Origin of the sequence: Roseateles sp., assembly GCF_036486225.1 — a bacterium.
In the GTDB taxonomy this organism is placed as follows: Bacteria; Pseudomonadota; Gammaproteobacteria; order Burkholderiales; family Burkholderiaceae_C; genus Roseateles.
Map to the genome: position 1 here is coordinate 1 of NZ_DASVNZ010000103.1, position 17,207 is coordinate 17,207.

General features: G+C 69.8%; 15 protein-coding genes and 1 other RNA gene. 5 read left to right on the plus strand and 11 right to left on the minus strand.

Annotation, left to right across the window (positions count from 1 at the left end; genetic code table 11):
• The 7 genes from VF536_RS07530 to VF536_RS07560 all read right to left on the minus strand — a co-directional run.
• On the minus strand, positions 1–887 hold an 887-nt coding region (locus tag VF536_RS07530; RefSeq protein WP_414710307.1), incomplete at its 3' end, for a UDP-N-acetylmuramoyl-tripeptide--D-alanyl-D-alanine ligase.
• A 56-nt stretch (positions 888–943) separates the two neighbouring features.
• Positions 944–2,479, minus strand: coding sequence for a UDP-N-acetylmuramoyl-L-alanyl-D-glutamate--2,6-diaminopimelate ligase (locus tag VF536_RS07535; protein WP_331614195.1), 1,536 nt, complete (start codon positions 2,477–2,479; stop codon positions 944–946).
• Positions 2,480–2,492: 13 nt separating this feature from the next.
• The gene (locus tag VF536_RS07540) at positions 2,493–4,313 is read right to left on the minus strand and encodes a penicillin-binding protein 2 (protein ID WP_331614197.1); all 1,821 of its coding nucleotides are present in this window, start codon (positions 4,311–4,313) and stop codon (positions 2,493–2,495) included.
• Positions 4,310–4,648: a cell division protein FtsL gene (gene ftsL / locus VF536_RS07545; protein ID WP_331614198.1), complete on the minus strand. Its 339-nt coding sequence runs from the start codon at positions 4,646–4,648 to the stop codon at positions 4,310–4,312. Before ftsL ends, VF536_RS07540 begins: the two co-directional genes overlap by 4 nt.
• Positions 4,645–5,661, minus strand: coding sequence for a 16S rRNA (cytosine(1402)-N(4))-methyltransferase RsmH (gene rsmH, locus VF536_RS07550; RefSeq protein ID WP_331614199.1), 1,017 nt, complete (start codon positions 5,659–5,661; stop codon positions 4,645–4,647). The genes ftsL and rsmH overlap by 4 nt, the downstream gene beginning before the upstream one ends.
• 5 nt (positions 5,662–5,666) lie before the next feature.
• Positions 5,667–6,095, minus strand: a complete 429-nt coding sequence (gene mraZ / locus VF536_RS07555; protein WP_331614200.1) for a division/cell wall cluster transcriptional repressor MraZ — start codon at positions 6,093–6,095, stop codon at positions 5,667–5,669.
• Positions 6,096–6,488: 393 nt separating this feature from the next.
• Complete coding sequence (locus VF536_RS07560; RefSeq protein ID WP_331614201.1) at positions 6,489–7,637, minus strand: MBL fold metallo-hydrolase; 1,149 nt, start codon at positions 7,635–7,637, stop codon at positions 6,489–6,491.
• Positions 7,638–7,838: 201 nt separating this feature from the next.
• On the opposite strand from VF536_RS07560, the gene VF536_RS07565 reads away from it, so the two are divergent.
• Positions 7,839–8,528, plus strand: coding sequence for a TetR/AcrR family transcriptional regulator (locus tag VF536_RS07565; protein ID WP_331614202.1), 690 nt, complete (start codon positions 7,839–7,841; stop codon positions 8,526–8,528).
• Positions 8,529–8,620: 92 nt separating this feature from the next.
• Here the strand turns inward: VF536_RS07565 and VF536_RS07570 are convergent, their stop codons facing one another.
• The 3 genes from VF536_RS07570 to VF536_RS07580 form a co-directional block, all read right to left on the minus strand.
• A complete protein-coding gene (locus VF536_RS07570) occupies positions 8,621–10,447 on the minus strand; it encodes a methyl-accepting chemotaxis protein (protein WP_331614204.1) in 1,827 nt (608 codons plus the stop codon).
• Positions 10,448–10,627: 180 nt separating this feature from the next.
• On the minus strand, positions 10,628–11,602 hold the full coding sequence (locus VF536_RS07575; protein WP_331614205.1) for a carbonic anhydrase family protein: 975 nt from the start codon (positions 11,600–11,602) through the stop codon (positions 10,628–10,630).
• An 84-nt stretch (positions 11,603–11,686) separates the two neighbouring features.
• Positions 11,687–12,910, minus strand: a complete 1,224-nt coding sequence (locus VF536_RS07580) for a multidrug effflux MFS transporter (RefSeq protein ID WP_331614206.1) — start codon at positions 12,908–12,910, stop codon at positions 11,687–11,689.
• Between the two features lie 225 nt (positions 12,911–13,135).
• On the opposite strand from VF536_RS07580, the gene VF536_RS07585 reads away from it, so the two are divergent.
• From VF536_RS07585 to VF536_RS07600, 4 genes are all read left to right on the plus strand, one after another.
• Entirely contained in the window at positions 13,136–14,095 is a 960-nt protein-coding gene (locus VF536_RS07585; protein WP_331614207.1) for a Gfo/Idh/MocA family oxidoreductase, read from the plus strand.
• Between the two features lie 58 nt (positions 14,096–14,153).
• Positions 14,154–14,489: RNase P RNA component class A (rnpB, locus tag VF536_RS07590), an RNA gene on the plus strand.
• A gap of 97 nt (positions 14,490–14,586) precedes the next feature.
• Positions 14,587–15,054, plus strand: a complete 468-nt coding sequence (locus tag VF536_RS07595; protein ID WP_331614209.1) for a GNAT family N-acetyltransferase — start codon at positions 14,587–14,589, stop codon at positions 15,052–15,054.
• Between the two features lie 118 nt (positions 15,055–15,172).
• A complete protein-coding gene (locus tag VF536_RS07600) occupies positions 15,173–16,273 on the plus strand; it encodes an acyltransferase (protein WP_331614210.1) in 1,101 nt (366 codons plus the stop codon).
• 165 nt (positions 16,274–16,438) lie between these two features.
• On the opposite strand, the gene VF536_RS07605 is transcribed toward VF536_RS07600, so the two are convergent.
• Positions 16,439–17,207, minus strand: a 769-nt coding sequence (locus VF536_RS07605) for a hypothetical protein (RefSeq protein WP_331614211.1), incomplete at its 5' end; no start/stop codon positions are given.

Below are 17,207 nucleotides of genomic sequence, written 5' to 3' on the forward strand. Positions count from 1 at the left end.
AGCGCGACCGGGATCGTGCCCGCCGGCGTGAGGATCTCGATCGCCCAATGTCCGGCGCCGCCGGTGACCGCGGTCGCGTCGGTCGGCGCGACCCACTGCGCGCGGCCCATCACGTCGGCCTGACCTTGAAGCGCGAAGGTCAGCGTCGCGCGGCCCACGGCCTGCGACTGCCAGACCGGCGCGCACGGATCTTCAGCGGGGAACACCGCGACGCCGGCCGTGCCCAGCGCATCGATCACGGCGCCGTTCTCACGCGCGACCGCCTCGACGGTGTGCATGAACTCCTGGTGCTCGCGCTGCGCGTTGTTGACCAGCGCGACCGTCGGCTGGGTCATCGCGGACAGCGGCGCGATCTCGCCCGGGTGGTTCATGCCGAGCTCGACCACCGCCGCGCGATGCCACGCGGCCTCGTTCTGGCGCAGGCGCAGCAGCGTCAGCGGCACGCCGATCTCGTTGTTGAAGTTGCCTTCGGTCGCGAGCATCGCCGCGTCGCCCAGCCAGGCGCGCAGGATGGACGCGATCATCTGCGTCACCGTGGTCTTGCCGTTGCTGCCGGTGACGGCGATCACCGGCAGGTGATGCTGCTCGCGCCAGGCTTGCGACAGCAGGCCCAGCGCGACCTTCGCGTCGGGCACCAGCAGGCCCGGCAGGCCGGCCTCGGCCAGACCGCGTTCGGCGATGGCCGCGGCGGCGCCGGAGGCCTTCGCCTGCGCGAGGAAGTCGTTCGCGTCGAAACGCTCGCCGCGCAGCGCGACGAACAGGTCGCCCGCACGCAGCGAGCGCGTGTCGGTGTGCACGCGCAGCAGCGGCGTGGACGGCTCGCCCACCAGCGTCGCGGCCGGCAGCAGCGGCGACAGCAGTTCGAACGCACGGGCGAGCGTCATCATCGGTGCGCCCGGCGCGCCCGAGGCCGCGGAGCCGGCGTTGATCGGGGTGGCGTCGCTCACAGCCCGGCCCTTTCAATCAACGCGGCGCGCGCCGCCTGCACATCGGAGAACGCGCGGCGCTCGCCGTGGATCTCCTGGTAATCCTCGTGGCCCTTGCCGGCAACCAGCACGACATCGCGCGCGCCCGCCTGATCGACGGCGCGCGAGATCGCCTCGGCGCGGTCCGCGATCACTTCACGCGTCGCACCCGCTGCAAGACCGGCCGGCAGGCCGGCCTCGATGTCGGCGAGGATCTTCAGCGGGTCCTCGGTGCGCGGGTTGTCGCTGGTCAGCACGACGTGCGCGGCCAGCCTTGCGGCGATCGCGCCCATCAGCGGGCGCTTGGTCGGATCGCGGTCGCCGCCGCAGCCGAACACGACGCGCAGTTCACCACCGCGCGCGGCGGCCAGCGGCTGCAATGCGCTCAGCGCCTTCTCCAGCGCATCGGGTGTGTGGGCGTAGTCGACCACCAGCTGCGGCAGCTCGCGACCGCTGCCCACGCGCTGCATGCGGCCCGGCACCGGCGTCACCAGCGCGGCGACGCGCGCGATGTCGTCGAGGCCATGGCCCAGCGCCCGCAGGCCGGCGATCACGCCGAGCAGGTTGGACACGTTGTAGTCGCCGATCAGGCCGGTCTGCACCGGCACCGACGCGGCGCCCTCGCGCAGCGTGAATGCAAGACCGCTGGCGTCATGACGCAGGTCGACCGCGCTCAGACGCGCATCGGCACGGTTGAGGCCATAGGTCCACACGTCGAGCTTGCCGGCGGCGTTCAGCTCGGCCGCGAGCTCGACGCCCTTCGGATCGTCGATGTTGAGCACCGCGGCCTTCAGGCCGTCCCAGTCGAACAGCTTGCGCTTGGCCACCCAGTAGGCATCCATGCCGCCGTGATAGTCCAGGTGGTCCTGCGTGAAGTTGGTGAACAGCGCGACCTGGATGGTCGTGCCGCTGAGCCGGTGTTCCTCGATGCCGATGGACGACGCTTCGATCGCGCACGCACCGAAGCCGTCGTCGGCCATGCGCTTGAAGGCCTCCTGCAGACGGACCGGATCTGGCGTCGTCAGGCCCGTGGCTTCGATCGACGCACTCGTCGCCGTACCCGGCACCGCACCGGGCACCGGCGGTTGCCCGACACCGAGCGTGCCGATCACGCCGCAGCGCGAGCCCAGCAGCGTCAGCGCCTGCGCGATCCACCAGGCGCTCGAGGTCTTGCCGTTCGTGCCGGTGACGGCGAGCACGTTCAGACGCTTGCTCGGTTCACCGTAGAAGGCCGACGCGATGCGGCCGCAATTCAGTTTCAGGTCCGGCAGCGACGCGATGCGCGCGTCGGTGAAGCCGTACTCGGCCGCGCCGGCGTGTTCGACCAGCGCGGTCGCCGCGCCGGCTGCCAGCGCGCCGGCGACGAACTGCCGCGCGTCCTTCGCATAACCCGGCCACGCGATGAACGCGTCGCCCGCGCCCACGGCGCGGCTGTCCGTGCGCAGCTGGCCGCTCGGTGTCCATTCCTGCAGCCAGCGGGCGGCGGCTTCGGGGGATTTCAGATGCATCAACATGAGGGGCGCCCGCTCAGAAACTCTCGTCGACGGCTTGCAGCCGTTGCTGTGCCACGATCTGCGGCTTCACGTCGAGGTCCGGCGTCTCGCCCAGCAATCTGAGCGTCTGCGCCACGACCTGGCTGAACACCGGACCCGCGACCGCACCGCCGAAGTACTGGCCGTTCTTCGGCTCGTCGACCATCACCGCCACGATGATGCGCGGCTTGGAAATCGGCGCGATGCCCACGAACCACGAGCGGTATTTGTGGCTCGCATAGCCCTTGCCTTCCTGCTTGTGCGCCGTGCCGGACTTGCCGCCGACGCTGTAGCCGGGAACCATGGCCTGCGGCGCCGTGCCGCCGGGGCCCGCCGCCATCTGCAGCATGCCGCGGATGTCCGCGGCGACCTTGGGGCTGAAGACCTTGATGCCGTTCACCGGCTGGTCGGCCGGGTGCTTGGTCATCGTGATCGGGATGATGTCGCCGTCGCGCGCGAAGACCGTGTAGGCGCGCGCCAGCTGCAGCAGCGACGCGGACAGGCCGTAGCCGTAGCTCATCGTCGCCTGCTCGATCGGGCGCCAGCTCTTCCACGGACGCAGCTTGCCGGTCACCGCGCCGGGGAAGTCGATCTGCGGCCGCTGGCCCAGGCCGATCGCGGTGAACATCTCGTGCATCTCGCGCGGCTGCATCATCAGCGCCATCCGCGCGGCGCCGATGTTGCTGGACTTCTGGATCACCTGCGTCACCGTCAGATCGCCGTGCGGGTGCGCATCGGTCGGCGACCAGCCGGAGATCACCACGCTGCGCGGACCGGTGCTCAGCAGCGTGTCGGGACGCACGCGGCCGGTCTCCAGCGCCAGCGCGGTGGTGAAGGGCTTCATCGTCGAGCCCGGCTCGAAGACGTCGGTCAGCGCGCGGTTGCGCAGCTGTTCGCCGGACAGGTTCTGCCGGTGGCCCGGGTCGTAGCTCGGATAGTTGGCCAGCGCCAGCACCTCGCCCGTGCGGGCGTCCAGCACGACCACCGAGCCCGCCTTGGCGTTGTTCTCCGCCACCGCGTCGCGCACGCGCTGGTAGGCGAAGAACTGGACCTTCGCGTCGATCGACAGCTCGATGTCCTTGCCGTTGGTCTCGGGGGTGCGCTCGCCGATGTCCTCGACGACGCGGCCCAGCCGGTCGCGCATGACCGAGCGCGAGCCGTCGCGGCCCTGCAGGTCCTTCTGGAACGCGAGCTCGATGCCTTCCTGGCCCTGCTCCTCGAGGTTGGTGAAACCGACGATGTGCGCGGCGGCTTCGCCCTCGGGGTACTGGCGCTTGTACTCGCGGTCCTGGAACACGCCCTTCAGGCCGAGTTCCTTGATCTTGCGGGCGGTCTCGTCGTCGGCCTGGCGGCGCAGGAACACGAAGCGGTTGGCCGGATCGAGGCGCTTGTCGAGCTCCGCGCGCGACATGTCGAGCAGTTTCGCGAGCTGGCGGCGCTTGTCGGGATCGGTGTCGACTTCCTTCGGGAAGGCCCAGATCGACGGCACGGCGACGCTGGCGGCCAGCACCTGGCCGCCGCGGTCGCTGATCTTGCCGCGGCTGGCGGGCAGCTCCATCTTGTGGGCGTAACGGGCCTCGCCCTGGCGCTGGAAGAAGTCCTCGCCGATCAGCTGGATGTAGGCCGCGCGCGCCAGCAGGCCGGTGAACGCCAGGCCCACCAGCGCGACCAGGAAACGCGAGCGCCACGGCGGCGTCTTCGACGCCAGCAGCGGGCTGCTCGAGTAGCTGACGCCGCGGGTGACGCCGTTCCGCGCCGCGTTCCGGGAGGCGTTCCGGGCGCTGCTGCCCAGCTTCTTGCGGAGCTTGCCGATCATCGGGCGGCTCCTTGAAGGGTGGCTTGCGCGTGGGCCGGCGTACGGCCGCGCACGCCGCTGGCCTCGATCGCCGGCGCGTCCGGGTTGAAGGTGATCGCCGGCGAGATCGCCCGCATCTTCAGCCGCTCGCGCGCGACCTGCTCGACGCGCAGGTTGGTCGCCTGCGCCTGGCGGTCGGCCAGCAGCTTCTGGTAGTCGGCGTCCAGGCGGCGGCCCTCGGTCTGTGCGCGGTCCAGCTCGGTGAACAGGCGACGCGACTCGTAGGCGCTGCGCACCAGGTAGAAGCCGGACACCAGCACCGCGGCGATCAACAGCAGGTTCAGGCGGCCGATCATCGACGACCGCCCTTCTTGCGCTTGCCGGTGTCGGCCGCGACCGGCGGCGGCAGCGGCGCGTCGGTGCGCTCGGCCACGCGCAGGATGGACGAGCGGGCGCGCGGATTGGCCGCGACCTCGGCCTCGCTCGGCTTGATGCGCGCGATGGCGCGCAGCGGCTGCGGCTTGGGTTCGGCGAACGGGGCGCGGCGGTCGAACACTTCCTTGCTGTGCTCGGCGATGAAGTTCTTGACGATGCGGTCTTCCAGCGAGTGGAAGCTGATCACCGCCAGCCGGCCGCCGGGCTTGAGCTTGGACAGCGCGGCATTCAGCCCCTGCTGCAGCTCTTCAAGCTCGGCGTTGACGAATATCCGTAGAGCCTGAAATGTCCGCGTCGAAGGGTCCTTGCCCGGCTCGCGGGTTTTGACTGCACCAGCCACGACTTGGGAAAGCTCGGCGGTTGTGCGGACAGGGCGCCCGCCTTCCCGGCGAGCCACAAGCGCCTTTGCAATCGGGAGAGCAAACCGTTCTTCGCCATAGTCGCGGATCACCTGTGCAAGTTGGTCCACCTCCGCGCGGGCGATGAAGTCCGCGGCGCTTTCGCCCCGCGTCGTGTCCATGCGCATGTCGAGGGGACCGTCGAAGCGGAAGCTGAAGCCGCGCTCCGGGTTGTCGATCTGCGGACTGGAGACGCCCAGGTCCAGCAGGATGCCGTCGACCTGGGCGATGCCCAGCGCGTCGAGTTGCGCGGCCATGTCGGCGAATGCGCTGTGGCAGATGTGGAAACGCGGGTCGTCGACCCGCGTCTGTCCGGACGTCGCGGCCGCGACCGCCTCCGGGTCGCGGTCAATGGCAATCAACCGCCCCTTCTCCCCCAGCCGGGACAGCAGCAGGCGCGAATGGCCGCCGCGTCCGAAGGTGCCGTCGACGTAGATGCCGTCGGGGGTCGTGAACGCGCCGTCGACCGTCTCGTGCAGCAGCACGGTCGTGTGGCTGAAGGCGGGGGCGGCGGAGGAAGGGGACTGCTCGCTCATGACGGTCAGAAGCTGAAGTCCTGGAGCACGGCCGGCATCTCGGACTGCATCACGGCGGCCTCGTGGGCGGCGTAGGCCTGGGCGTCCCAGAGTTCGAAGTGGCTGCCCATGCCGAGCAGCATCGTGTCCTTCTGCAGGCCGGCAGCGGTGCGCAGCTCGGGCGCGATCAGCACGCGGGCGGCGGAGTCGATCTCGACGTCCTGGGCGTTGCCGAGGAAGACACGCTTCCAGCCGGCGGCGGACATGGGCAGCGCGGCGACCTTGTCGCGGAACTGCTCCCAGGCGGGACGGGGGAAGACCATCAGGCAGCCTTCGGGGTGCTTGGTCAGCGTGAGCTGGCCGCCGCACAGCGCCTGCAGGACCTCGCGGTGCCGAGCAGGGACGGTCAAGCGCCCCTTGGCGTCCAACGCCAAGGCACTCGCCCCCTGAAACACGACATTCGCCACTTTGCCCCACCGAATTGCACTTTCTCCCACTTTAATGGTCGGCCGGGCCCCGGTCAAGGAAATTTGGCGTTTTTCCCAATCAAATCAATTACTTAGCTCCCATTATCAAGCCAGTGCGTGAAATAAAAGTTGTTCAAAATGAAGGACTTAAGAACTGCTGTGCAAGTGATGGATCAACTCAAACCAGCTGTCGTACCCACCCGAAACCGGGACAGCGGATTCGGAACCGACGCCCCGAAGCAGGCGTCCCTTGGGGTGTCGACCGGCTTGAATGGGCCTGAAACACGGTGACGATGGTTGAAAAGTGGGGGGAATGCAAAAAGCCCGGCGAGGCCGGGCTTTTGGGGGAGGAAGAGCGGGATGTCGCGGGGCGCGCGTCGCTCAGCGACTGGCGGCGGAAGCGGCCGACACGCCGCCGATCGGTTCGGCGGCCGTGCCACCTGCGGCGGCCCCCTGCCACCACTGCGGCGTCGGCCCCGGCTGTTCGATCGCCAGCGGCGCGCCGATCACCGGCGTCACCAGCTCCACGTTGCGCAGCCGCGCCAGCGCGCTGATGCGCTCGAACGGGTCCTGCCAGCGGTGCATCGCCAGGTCGAAGGTGCCGTTGTGGATGGGCAGCAGGCGCTTGCCCTTCAGGTCGATGTGCGCCTGCATCGTCTGCTCCGGCTGCATGTGGACATAGGGCCAGCGCGGGTCGTAGGCGCCGGTTTCCATCAGCGTCAGGTCGAAGGGGCCGAAGCGCTCGCCGATGGCCTTGAAGCCGTCGAAGTAGCCCGTGTCGCCGCTGAAGAACACGCGCAGGTCGTCGTCGATCAGCACCCACGAGGCCCACAGCGTCGAGTTGCGGTCGCTCAGGCTGCGGCCGGAGAAATGCTGCGCCGGCGTCGCCGTCAGTTGCACGCCCGCGATCGACGTGCCCTGCCACCAGTCGAACTGCTGCACCTTGGCCGCGGGAACGCCCCAGTCGATCAGGCGCTGCCCGACGCCCAGCGGCGTCACGAAGTGGCGCACCTTGGGCGCCAGCGCCAGCACGGTGTCGTGGTCGAGGTGGTCGTAGTGGTCGTGCGACAGGATCACGGCCTCGATCTCCGGCAGCTCGTCGAGCGCGATCGGGGGCGCATGGAAACGCTTCGGACCCATGAACGAGAACGGCGACGCGCGTTCGGAGAAGACCGGATCCGTCAGCCAGAAGCGGCCGCGCAGCTTCAGCAGCACCGTCGAATGACCGAGGCGGAACAGCGTCCGGTCCGGCGCGGCCAGCAGTTGGTCCCTGGTCAGCGCCCTCACCTCGATGGGCTTGTCCGGGGCGGTGCCGGCGGGCTTGTGGAACATGAAGTCCCACATGATGCCCATCGTCTTCCAGAAGCCCTGCTCGGGCTCCACGGCCGGGTTGTGGAACTGGCCCTTCGCCCATTGGGGCGACTGCTCCAGGGACGGCTGGGTGCCCTCCGGAGCGGGCGCGGTGGCGCCGCTGGCAGGCGCCACGGCAGGCAGAACGGCGGGGGAGGACATCACGCGGGAAGCGGTCATGGCAAGGGCTCCAACAATCAGGACGGCGGCGACGCCGCTCAGCGCGGTGAGCGAGAGCGGCAGCAGCGCGCGGGCAGTACGGACGACAGGGTGTCGGGGAGGTTGCGGGCTCATTTGAAAACTTGCACTACACAGTGTAGTTTTTATGGAGTCTAGACGCTGGAATCTGAAAAGTAAACTCCCCGGTGTAAGATTGATCCCATGACTTCCGACGCCGCCAGCCCCCTGCCCGTGCCGCTGCTTGCCCCCGAGGAACTCGCCGCCATCGGCGAGGCGGAGCGCACGCGGCTGACCGACCGCAAGCGGCAGGCGATCATCGACGCGGCGATCGCGGAGTTCCGCGAGCACGGATTCGAGGTCGCGAACATGGACCGTATCGCGGGCCGCGCACAGGTCTCCAAGCGCACCGTCTACAACCACTTCAGCGGCAAGGACGCGCTGTTCGACGCGATCCTGGAGCGGCTCTGGGTGGCGACCGAGGCGAAGCTGAAGCTGACCTACCGCGCCGACCGTCCGTTGCGCGAGCAGTTGCTGTCGCTGGTCGAGCAGAAGCTCGCGATGAGTGACGACCCGCAGTTCCTGGACCTGGCGCGGGTGCTGATCGCCGAGGCGATCCACGCGCCGCAGCGGGCCCGGGAGATGCTGTGCCGGCTCGGCGGCCGCGAGGAAGCGCTGACCGTGTGGATACGCGCGGCGATGGCGGACGGAAGGCTCAAGGAAGGCGATCCGGCCTTTGCCGCGGCGCAGTTGCAGGCGCTGGTCAAGGGCTTCGCCTTCTGGCCGCAGATCACGATGGGGCAACCGCCCCTGGACAAGGCGCAGCAGCGGCAGGTGGCCGATTCGGCGACCGACATGTTCCTGCGCTTCCACGCGGTCGATCCGGCGCGCTGAGCAGCACAGCCCGTGCCGCCGTCCTGCGACGGCCGCTGGCCCTCACCCCTGCCCTCTCCCGCAAGCGGGAGAGGGGGCAAGAACGGCGGGGATCAGAACGTCGTCGAGGACGTCGATGACGCGCCGCTGAGGCGGAAGGTGCCGACCACGTCGGCCAGCCTCTGCGCCTGATCCTTGAGGCTCTCTGCGGCGGCCGCCGATTCCTCGACCAGCGACGCGTTCTGCTGCGTCACCTGGTCCAGCTGCGCCACCGCCACGTTCACCTGGCCGATGCCGTGGCTCTGCTCCTGCGCGGTATGGCTGATCTCGCCGATCATCTGCGCCACGCGCTGCACGCTGCCGACCACTTCCTCCATCGTCTCTCCGGCGGTCGAGACCTGGCGCGCGCCGGTGTCCACGCGCTCCACGCTGGCCGTGATCAGCGACTTGATCTCCTTGGCCGCCCCGGCCGAACGCTGCGCCAGCGCCCGCACCTCGCTCGCCACGACCGCGAAACCGCGGCCCTGCTCGCCCGCGCGGGCGGCTTCCACCGCCGCGTTCAGCGCCAGGATATTGGTCTGGAACGCGATGCCGTCGATCGTGCCGATGATGTCGCCGATCTGGCGCGAGCTCGTGCTGATCTCCTGCATCGTCGCAACCACCTGCCCCATCGCCTCGCCGCCCTGACGCGCGACGCGGCTGGCCGTGTCGGCCAGTTGCCGCGCCTGGTCGGCGTTCGCGGCGCTGTTGGCCACGGTGCTGTTGAGCTCCTCCATCGAGCTGGCCGTCTCCTGCAGGTTGCTGGCCGTCTCCTCGGTGCGCTGGCTCAGGTCATGGTTGCCGGCGGCGATCTGGCGCGACGCGACCGCGATCGACTGGCTGGTCTCGCGCACCTGCAGCATCACCTGCTCGATCTTGTGCACGAACTGGTTGAAGCCGCGCGAGATGTCCGCGAGTTCATCCTCGCCGCGCACCTGCAGGCGCTGGCTCAGGTCGCCCTCGCCGGCGCCGATGTCGTTCATCGCGCGCTTGATGCCGGCCAGGCCCTTCAGCAGCGCGCCCACGGCGGCCGCGGCGACCAGCGCCGCCACGATGGTCACCACCAGCATCGTCAGGCCCGCGTTGCGCAGCACGTCGGTCAGGGCGGCCAGGGCCTCGTTGCGCTCGGCGGCGGCCACCAGCACCCAGTCGGTGCCCGGCACGTCCACGGCCTTCAGGAAGAAGCGGCCGGCGCCGACCTCGGCCAGCGTCGGCTCGTCGCCGTGCGCGGTCGCCAGCAGCGTGCCGTCGATCGAGGCGGACAGGTCCTTCACCGGCTTCAGCGTCAGCGCCGCGTCCGGGTGGGCGATCACGGTGCCCTGCTTGTCCAGCAGCATCGCGAAGCCGCTCGCGGTCGGCTTGATCGACTTCATGGTCGCGACGATGTCGTCCAGCGCCACGTCGGTGCCGACGACCGCCTTGATGTCGCCGCCCGCGCGCACCGCGCTGGCGAAGGTCACGACCAGCTTCTTGCTCGACGCCGCCACGTAAGGCGCGGTGATCACCGGCTGGTCCGTGCCGGACGCCTGCTTGTACCAGCCGCGACCGGTCGGGTCGTATTCCGCGGGACGCTGGCGGTCCGGGATGGAAATCATCCGTTTGTCCGCCCCGCCCACATAGGCCAGGTCCAGCCGGCCCGACTGCAGCGCCTGCGTCAGCACGGCGCGCGGATCCTCGAGCTGCGCGGCCGGCGCCATCGCGGCGACCACGTCCTTCTGCGTCTTCACCCAGGCGGCGACGCCTGCGGCGTTGGCCGTGGCCAGATCGGTCAGCTGAGCCTGCACCTGGCGGCGCGCGTGATCGCGCACGGCCCAGTAGCTGGCGAAGGTGGCGAGCGCCACGGCCGCCACGACGATCAGGATGCTGATGGCGATCAGGCGCGATTTGATGGTCTTCAACATGGTGGGAGTCCTGGGGGAGGAGGCCGGAATTGTGCGGGTAGCGCTACCGCAGACCAAGGGTTTACACCAAGAAGAAGGCCGAGGCGTGACGGCAGTCACAGCCTCGGCCCAAAGCGGAACATCCTTCTTCCGCGGCTCAGTCGCCCAGCGTCCCGAGGGGCCCGCCCCTCGCGGCCCGCGTCAGTTCGATTCCTTGATCAATCGGCCCGACTGCGCCTGCAGCGGGCGGGCGTTCATCGGGTACAGGTGCGAGAACACCGAGATCTGCTGCGACGAGACCTGCACCGGCTGGCGCAGGACCAGCCACAGCACGCCCTCGGTGCAGGGCGGCGTGGTCATCGACCCCATGTACGAGAAGTAGGCCTGGTCCCGGGGCAGCAACTGGGTGAGGTCGATGGGGACGGGCGCCGCATAGGTGTCGCCGCGTTCGAGCGGCAGGTAGTTCCAGACGGTCTGGATCAGCGTCTGGTCCTGGCCCCGCTCCAGCAGCACCGCCACCGTGGCCTGACGGCCGTCTGCATCCTTGTGGACCAGGTGCGCCACCATGTCGTACTGGCGGCCGTTGATGCGCTCTTCGCTCGGCCGGTGGAAGTGGAATTGCTGCAACTCGTACCGGCGGCCCATGATCGTCAGGGCATTGCCCGGCGCGACGTTCACCTGGATCGTGTGGCCGTTGTCCACCACCGAGAAGCTGCTGGGCTTGTAGTCGAACTGGATGCGCTCCTGGTCGACCTTGATCGTGTCGCGCAGGTCGATCGGGCTCTGGCGGGTGCCGATCGCGCACTGGCGGAACTCGGGCTGCAGCTGGCCCCATTTGTCGGGTGCGCCTTCGCCGGTGTAGGACCACGGCGTCGACGACTTCGTCGCGGAGGCCGCGCCAGCGGGCTTGGCGGCACGGCGGGCCCGCAGATCGACCGGGTTGCTGGTCCTGACGTCCGTCGCCGCGCCCGGCGTTCCCGCGGGTTTGGTGCTGAGCTTGAGCGCCGCGGCGTCCTCCTTCAGGCGGTCCGCCAGACGATCGCGCAACTGCTCGCCGGACGCCTCCCCCTTCGGAGCGGGCGCGGCCGGCTCGGCCGCGCGCAACGCGCCGGGCAGCAGCAGGAACAGGCAGAGGGCCGCCGGCAGCAGGGCACCGGTTCCGGGACGGTCGGACATGAAGGAGGGCTCCGGGGACAGAAGGATCACCCTTCTATTTCGGACCCTGGCCCGCCATCTTGAGGGCGGACCGGTGTCGCGATGTCACGCGCCGGTGGCCGCCGCGGACACCTCGCGCTTGACCCAGGTCCAGGCGACCAGGCCGATGCACATCATGGCGGCGGAGGTCACCGCCAGCGCCAGCATCGAATGCATCACCATCGGCACCAGCACGCCAGCGACCAGGCCGTTGGCCGCGCTGCCGATGCAGGCCTGCAGCGAGGACGCCATGCCGCGGCGCTCGGGCGCCTGGTCCAGCACCAGCAGCGTCACCACCGGCACCATCAGCGCCCAGCCGAAGGCGAAGCTGCTGATCAGCGGGAAGGCCCAGTACGGGCTGTGCGGCAGGGTCAGGTTGCAGACCACGTTGGCGATGGACGTGAAGCCCATGATCAGGAAGCCGCGCCGGATCTGCTTGCGCGGCGCGATCCTGCCCGCCAGACGGCCGCTGAGCCAGGCGCCGCCCATGATCCCGCCGATGCTGAACAGGAAGAAGATGAAGTACTGCGTCGGCGCCAGGCCCAGGTGTTCGCCCAGGAAGACCGGCGCCGCCAGCACGTACAGGAACATGCCGTTGAACGGGATGCCGCTGGCCAGCGCCAGCAGCAGGAAGCGCCGGCTGCCGACCAGCGAGCGGTAGCCCCGCATCAGCGAGCCGACGTGGAAGGGCTGGCGGTGGTCGCGGTGCAGGGTCTCGGGCATCAGGCGCCAGGTGACCGCGAACAGCAGCGCGCCGATGAAGACCAGGAACCAGAAGATCGCGTGCCAGTCGGCGTGCACGTAGAGGAAGCCGCCGATCATGGGCGCGATCGCCGGCGCGAGGCCGAAGAAGATCGTCACCTGGGACATCACCCGCTGCGCCTCCGACGGCGGGAACATGTCGCGGATGATGGCGCGCGAGACCACGACGCCCGCCCCCGCCGACAGCCCCTGCACCGTGCGCCAGAACACCAGCTGGCCGATGCTGCCGGCCAGCGCGCAGCCCATCGAGGACAGCGCGAAGACGGCCATGCCCCACAGCACGACCGGGCGGCGGCCGAAGCTGTCCGACAGCGCGCCGTGGAACAGGTTCATCACCGCGAAGCCGAGCAGGTAGCCCGACAGCGTCTGCTGCATCTCGATCGGCGTCGCGTCCAGCGCCTGGGCGATGCCGGCGAAGGCCGGGATGTAGGTGTCGATCGAGAACGGCCCCACCGTGGCCAGCGCGGCCAGCAGGATGGCGAGGGCCCAGCGCGGGGCGCGCCACAGTTGGCTGGCTTCGGGGTTCATGCGTGGGTGCGTTTCGAGCGTGCGGACGGGGGAAGCCGCCGACGATAACGCCGGCAAGCGGCGGGACCGGCCGTCATGCCGACCGGGAACGCCGCTTGCGGGTGAAGCGTGCGCGGGCCGCCCGGCCAGGCCGGACGGCGGTCGTCAGTGTAGCGGGGCCCCTACACTGCGGGACTTTTGCGGAACTTCAGGCGGAACGTGGTGCCAGGCGTATTGAGCATTGGGGTGGTCGGACTGGGCGTGATGGGTCAGCGGATGCTGGCGCGTCTGGCCGGGCACGCCCGTCTTCGGGTGACCCGCGTCTGGGACGAGAACCCCGCGGTGCTGGCGCAGGCGTTGGCCCACTACCCGCTGCTGCGGGCGGCGACCAGCGCCGAGGCGCTGATCCGGGAGCCGGGCCTGCACGGGCTCTACATCGCCACGCCGCCGGGACCGCACATCGCGTTGACGGAGCAGGCCTTCGACGCCGGCCTCGTGGTGCTGTGCGAAAAACCCCTGACCACCGACTTCGAGGCCGCGCGCACCTGCATCGAACGCATCGAGCGCGAGCGGCAGCGGGCGGCGGTCAACTACTCGCTGGCCTCGTCGACCGGCCTGGCGCAGCTGCAGCTGGCGTTCGGCGCGGGATCGCGGCGGCCGATGGGCGCGCTCCACGGCGTCGGCATCGAACTGCGTTTCTCCGCCTGGCCGCGGCCCTGGCAGGCCGGCGCCGGCGCCTGGCTGTCGCAGCGCGCCGAAGGCGGCTTCTCCCGCGAGGTGCTGTCGCACTTCGTCTTCGTGCTGCAGCGGGTGCTGGGGCCGGCGCAGGTCGTGCGCAGCCGCGTCGACTACCCGGACGACGGCATCGGCTCGGAGCAGGCGCTGGAGGCGGAACTGGTCGCCGCCGGCGTGCCGGTGACGATCAGCGCCAGCATCGGCGGCGATCGTGCCGACGACAACCGCATGCTGTGGCGCGCCAGCGAGGGCGAGATCGAGTTGCGAGACTGGTTCGGCGTCACGCAGCAGCGCCAGGGCGAGCGTGTCCAGAGCATGGGCGACGCGGAGACGCTGCGCATGAACGGCATGACCGATCAGCTCAGCCACTGGTCGGCGATGCTGGACGGTCACTCGCACAGCCTGCCCGGTTTCGCCGAGGCGCTGGCGGTGCAGAAGACCATTGAGGCGGTGCTCGCCGGCAAGGCCTGACCCGCGGGTCGCGCGCCTCGTCCGGGCGACCTTGCCCCCAGGGTAAACTCGCTCCCGTGAAGCAAGCCAGACCGCCGCTGGTGCGATCGTGGAAACACGGCACTGGAGGAAGGTCCGGACTGCATAGAGCGGCGTAGCAGCTAACGGCTGCCCGGCGAAAGCCGAGGATCAGAGCAACAGAGACGAGTCGATGCGGACGCAAGTCCGCATCGGGTGAAACGGGCAATCTCTACGCGCAGCAACACCAAGTAGGCCAGCGTCGATGCGGCTCGCAGAGCTGGCGGGTAGGTGGCACCGAGCCGGGCAGTGATGCCCGGCCCAGATGAATGGCGGTCACGCGGCGAATCGCAAGAGGAGCCGCGCACAGAATCCGGCCTATCGGCTTGCTTCACCTTTATGACAGACCTGCAAGCGAACATTGGCTTGCAGAACTTTTCAGGGTCTTTCGCGGATCCGGCCCGGTTGGGCACATCGGTTGCTACCTTCGGGGCATGCAGATCGAACCTCTCGACCCCCACAGCCCCGCCGCGTTGTCCCTGCTGGCGCAGTCGGACGCGTACATGGCGGCCCTCTACCCCAGCGAGAGCAACCACCTCGAGGATCCGCACGCGCTGGCCCAGCCGCGGGTGCGTTTCATCGGTGTGTGGCTCGCGGAATGGCTGGCCGGCTGCGCCGCGGTCAAGGTCGTCGACGACGCCGAAGGCCCCTACGGCGAGATCAAGCGGGTGTTCGTCCAGCCACATTTCCGGGGACGCGGGATCTCCAAGGTGTTGATGGAGGAGCTCGAGTCCCACCTCAGGGCGCAAGGCATCGAACTGGTGCGCCTGGAGACCGGCGTGCATCAGCCGGAGGCGCTCAAGCTCTACGAGCGGCTGGGCTACGACCGCCGCGCGCCCTTCGGCAACTATGCCGAGGACCCGCTGTCCGTCTTCATGGAAAAGCGGCTGACGGCCAGCTGAAGGCGACGCTGTCCCCTGCAGGGGTTCCCCCGTCCCGGGGGACGCCGGATGAACGCGAGGCGCGATGCCGCCGTACCGTGCGAGGCTGTCCTGGCTCCCGCCGACGTGCCGCCGCCTCATGGCCCCGACCGCCCCCTCCCACGCTCCGAAGCTGGCCTCGATCGAGGCGGCGCGCGCGCTTGCCGCGCTGGCGGTGGTGCTCATGCACGCGACCCACCTCATGCGCGTGCCCCAGTTCACCGGCCACGTCGCGCTCGGCGGTCTGTTCGACTTCGGCTATGTCGGCGTCGACTTCTTCTTCGTCCTGAGCGGCTTCATCATCACCTTCGTCCATCACGCCGAGCTGGGCCGCGGCGCCGCGCGCTGGCCGGGCTACCTGTGGAAGCGCTTCGTGCGCGTGTTCCCGATCTACTGGCTGGTGCTGGCGATGACCGCCGGACCGTCGATCCTGTCGCGGCTGCTGGCCGGGCGCACGCCGGTCTCGGAGCTCGGCGGCGACGACATCCCCGGCACCCTGCTGCTGTGGATAGGCGCCAAGCCGCCGGAGTATGTCGGCGTCGCCTGGTCGCTGCAGTACGAGGTGCTGTTCTACCTGAGCTTCTGCGTGCTGCTGCTGCATCTGCGCGGCGGTCTCGCGCTGTACGGGCTGTGGGCCGTGCTCGTCGTGGCCCAGGCCTTCGGCGCGCTGCCGGGCGAGTTGCCCTGGAAGCTCGGCGATCCCCACTGCCTCCAGTTCCTCATGGGCGTCGCGACGGGCTTCCTCGCACGCCGCGCGACCTTGCCGCTGGTGCGCCGTCAGGGATGGATAGTGGGCGCGGTCCTCGCCGCCGCCGTGCTCTACGAACGGCTCGGCCCGCAGGGAGCGCATGCCTTCGGCGGACGCGTCGCGCTGGGGCTGGCCTCGGCGCTGGTGCTGGCCACGCTCGTGGCCATGGAGCGCCGCCGCGCCCTGCAGGTGCCGGCCGTGCTGTCGCAGCTCGGCGCGGTGTCGTACTCGCTGTACCTCGCGCACTGCCTGCTCATCAACATCGTGCTCGCGCTGCTGGCGAAAGCCGGCCTCTACCGTGCGCTGCCGGAAGCCGTCACCTTCGCGATCGCGGTCGTCGCAGCGGTGGTCTGCGGCTGGCTCATCGGTCGGTGGCTGGAGTTGCCGGTGGTGGCGTGGCTCCGGAAGGTCACAGCGCCCCGGGCATCGGCGATGCCGGCAGTCACCGGTTGAGAGAGACCGCCCACCTGCGCAGCGCCAGGCGCGGGCTCTCCACGATGCAGGAGGCCTCGCGTCCGCGAACCTCCCGCATCATTCCGGCCCCAGCCACAGTCGCGGACTGCACCGGGGTCGGCGACTGCGGCATGCCCTCAGCGGAAGGCCGCTGAGCGTCGAGGATCACTCCTCGTTGTCGCCGCTTCCGCCGGCCTGCTCGTTGCGCTTCTCGGCCTGCTTCAGCAGCGGCGCCTCGAGCTTGTCCATGCCGGCGATGAAGCTGTCGACGGGCTGGGGCGACGCGACACGCAGCGCCGGCGGCGCGAGCGTGGCCATGTAGCTCGGGCCCAGCCAGTACTGCTGCTCGGTGCGCGCACCGATCGTCAGCACCAGACCGACCACGCACATCGCCCCCATGCCGACCGCCACCCGGCGCGAGGCGCGCGGCCACACGACCGTGGCATGCCACCACAGCAGCGCCGCTCCGCCGACGGACATCGCAACCTGCTCGACCGCCGCCAGGCGCGGCAGATTGAAGGCATAGGCCAGCAAGGGCAGCAGCAGGCCCAGCACCACCAGCGCGACGCCGGCGATCAAGGCCCGCCACAGGTGGGCGCCGAAGGCGAACCAGTGTCTGAACAGCTGCGTGATCAGCGCCCAGAGCGCCGCCCACATGAGGATGCCGGCGATGGGCTTCAACAGCCCGCTGACCGTGGCCACCCAGGTCGCCGAGCCGTCGTCCGTCGCCCAGCCGCTGCCCCACAGCATCAGCACCCAGACGAGCAGCAGCGCGGGTAGTGCCCAGGCCGGACGCGCATCGCGCTTGACGGGTTCGTCGGCGCGGTTCAGCGGCTTCTCGGCCGGCAGAGGATCCAGGGCGGTGCGCAGCCGCAGCCGCGTGCTGCCGATCTGCAGCAGCGCCGACGACGGCCACGCCGCGCGGCTGCCCGCC

What these genes read in the sequence shown, in the direction of transcription:
- VF536_RS07535 (WP_331614195.1), bottom strand. Translation starts at nt 2,479, where the DNA reads ATGTTGATGCATCTGAAATCCCCCGAAGCCGCCGCCCGCTGGCTGCAG.
- VF536_RS07540 (WP_331614197.1), bottom strand. Translation starts at nt 4,313, where the DNA reads ATGATCGGCAAGCTCCGCAAGAAGCTGGGCAGCAGCGCCCGGAACGCC.
- ftsL (WP_331614198.1), bottom strand. Translation starts at nt 4,648, where the DNA reads ATGATCGGCCGCCTGAACCTGCTGTTGATCGCCGCGGTGCTGGTGTCC.
- rsmH (WP_331614199.1), bottom strand. Translation starts at nt 5,661, where the DNA reads ATGAGCGAGCAGTCCCCTTCCTCCGCCGCCCCCGCCTTCAGCCACACG.
- VF536_RS07560 (WP_331614201.1), bottom strand. Translation starts at nt 7,637, where the DNA reads ATGACCGCTTCCCGCGTGATGTCCTCCCCCGCCGTTCTGCCTGCCGTG.
- VF536_RS07565 (WP_331614202.1), top strand. Translation starts at nt 7,839, where the DNA reads ATGACTTCCGACGCCGCCAGCCCCCTGCCCGTGCCGCTGCTTGCCCCC.
- VF536_RS07570 (WP_331614204.1), bottom strand. Translation starts at nt 10,447, where the DNA reads ATGTTGAAGACCATCAAATCGCGCCTGATCGCCATCAGCATCCTGATC.
- VF536_RS07575 (WP_331614205.1), bottom strand. Translation starts at nt 11,602, where the DNA reads ATGTCCGACCGTCCCGGAACCGGTGCCCTGCTGCCGGCGGCCCTCTGC.
- VF536_RS07580 (WP_331614206.1), bottom strand. Translation starts at nt 12,910, where the DNA reads ATGAACCCCGAAGCCAGCCAACTGTGGCGCGCCCCGCGCTGGGCCCTC.
- VF536_RS07595 (WP_331614209.1), top strand. Translation starts at nt 14,587, where the DNA reads ATGCAGATCGAACCTCTCGACCCCCACAGCCCCGCCGCGTTGTCCCTG.
- VF536_RS07600 (WP_331614210.1), top strand. Translation starts at nt 15,173, where the DNA reads ATGGCCCCGACCGCCCCCTCCCACGCTCCGAAGCTGGCCTCGATCGAG.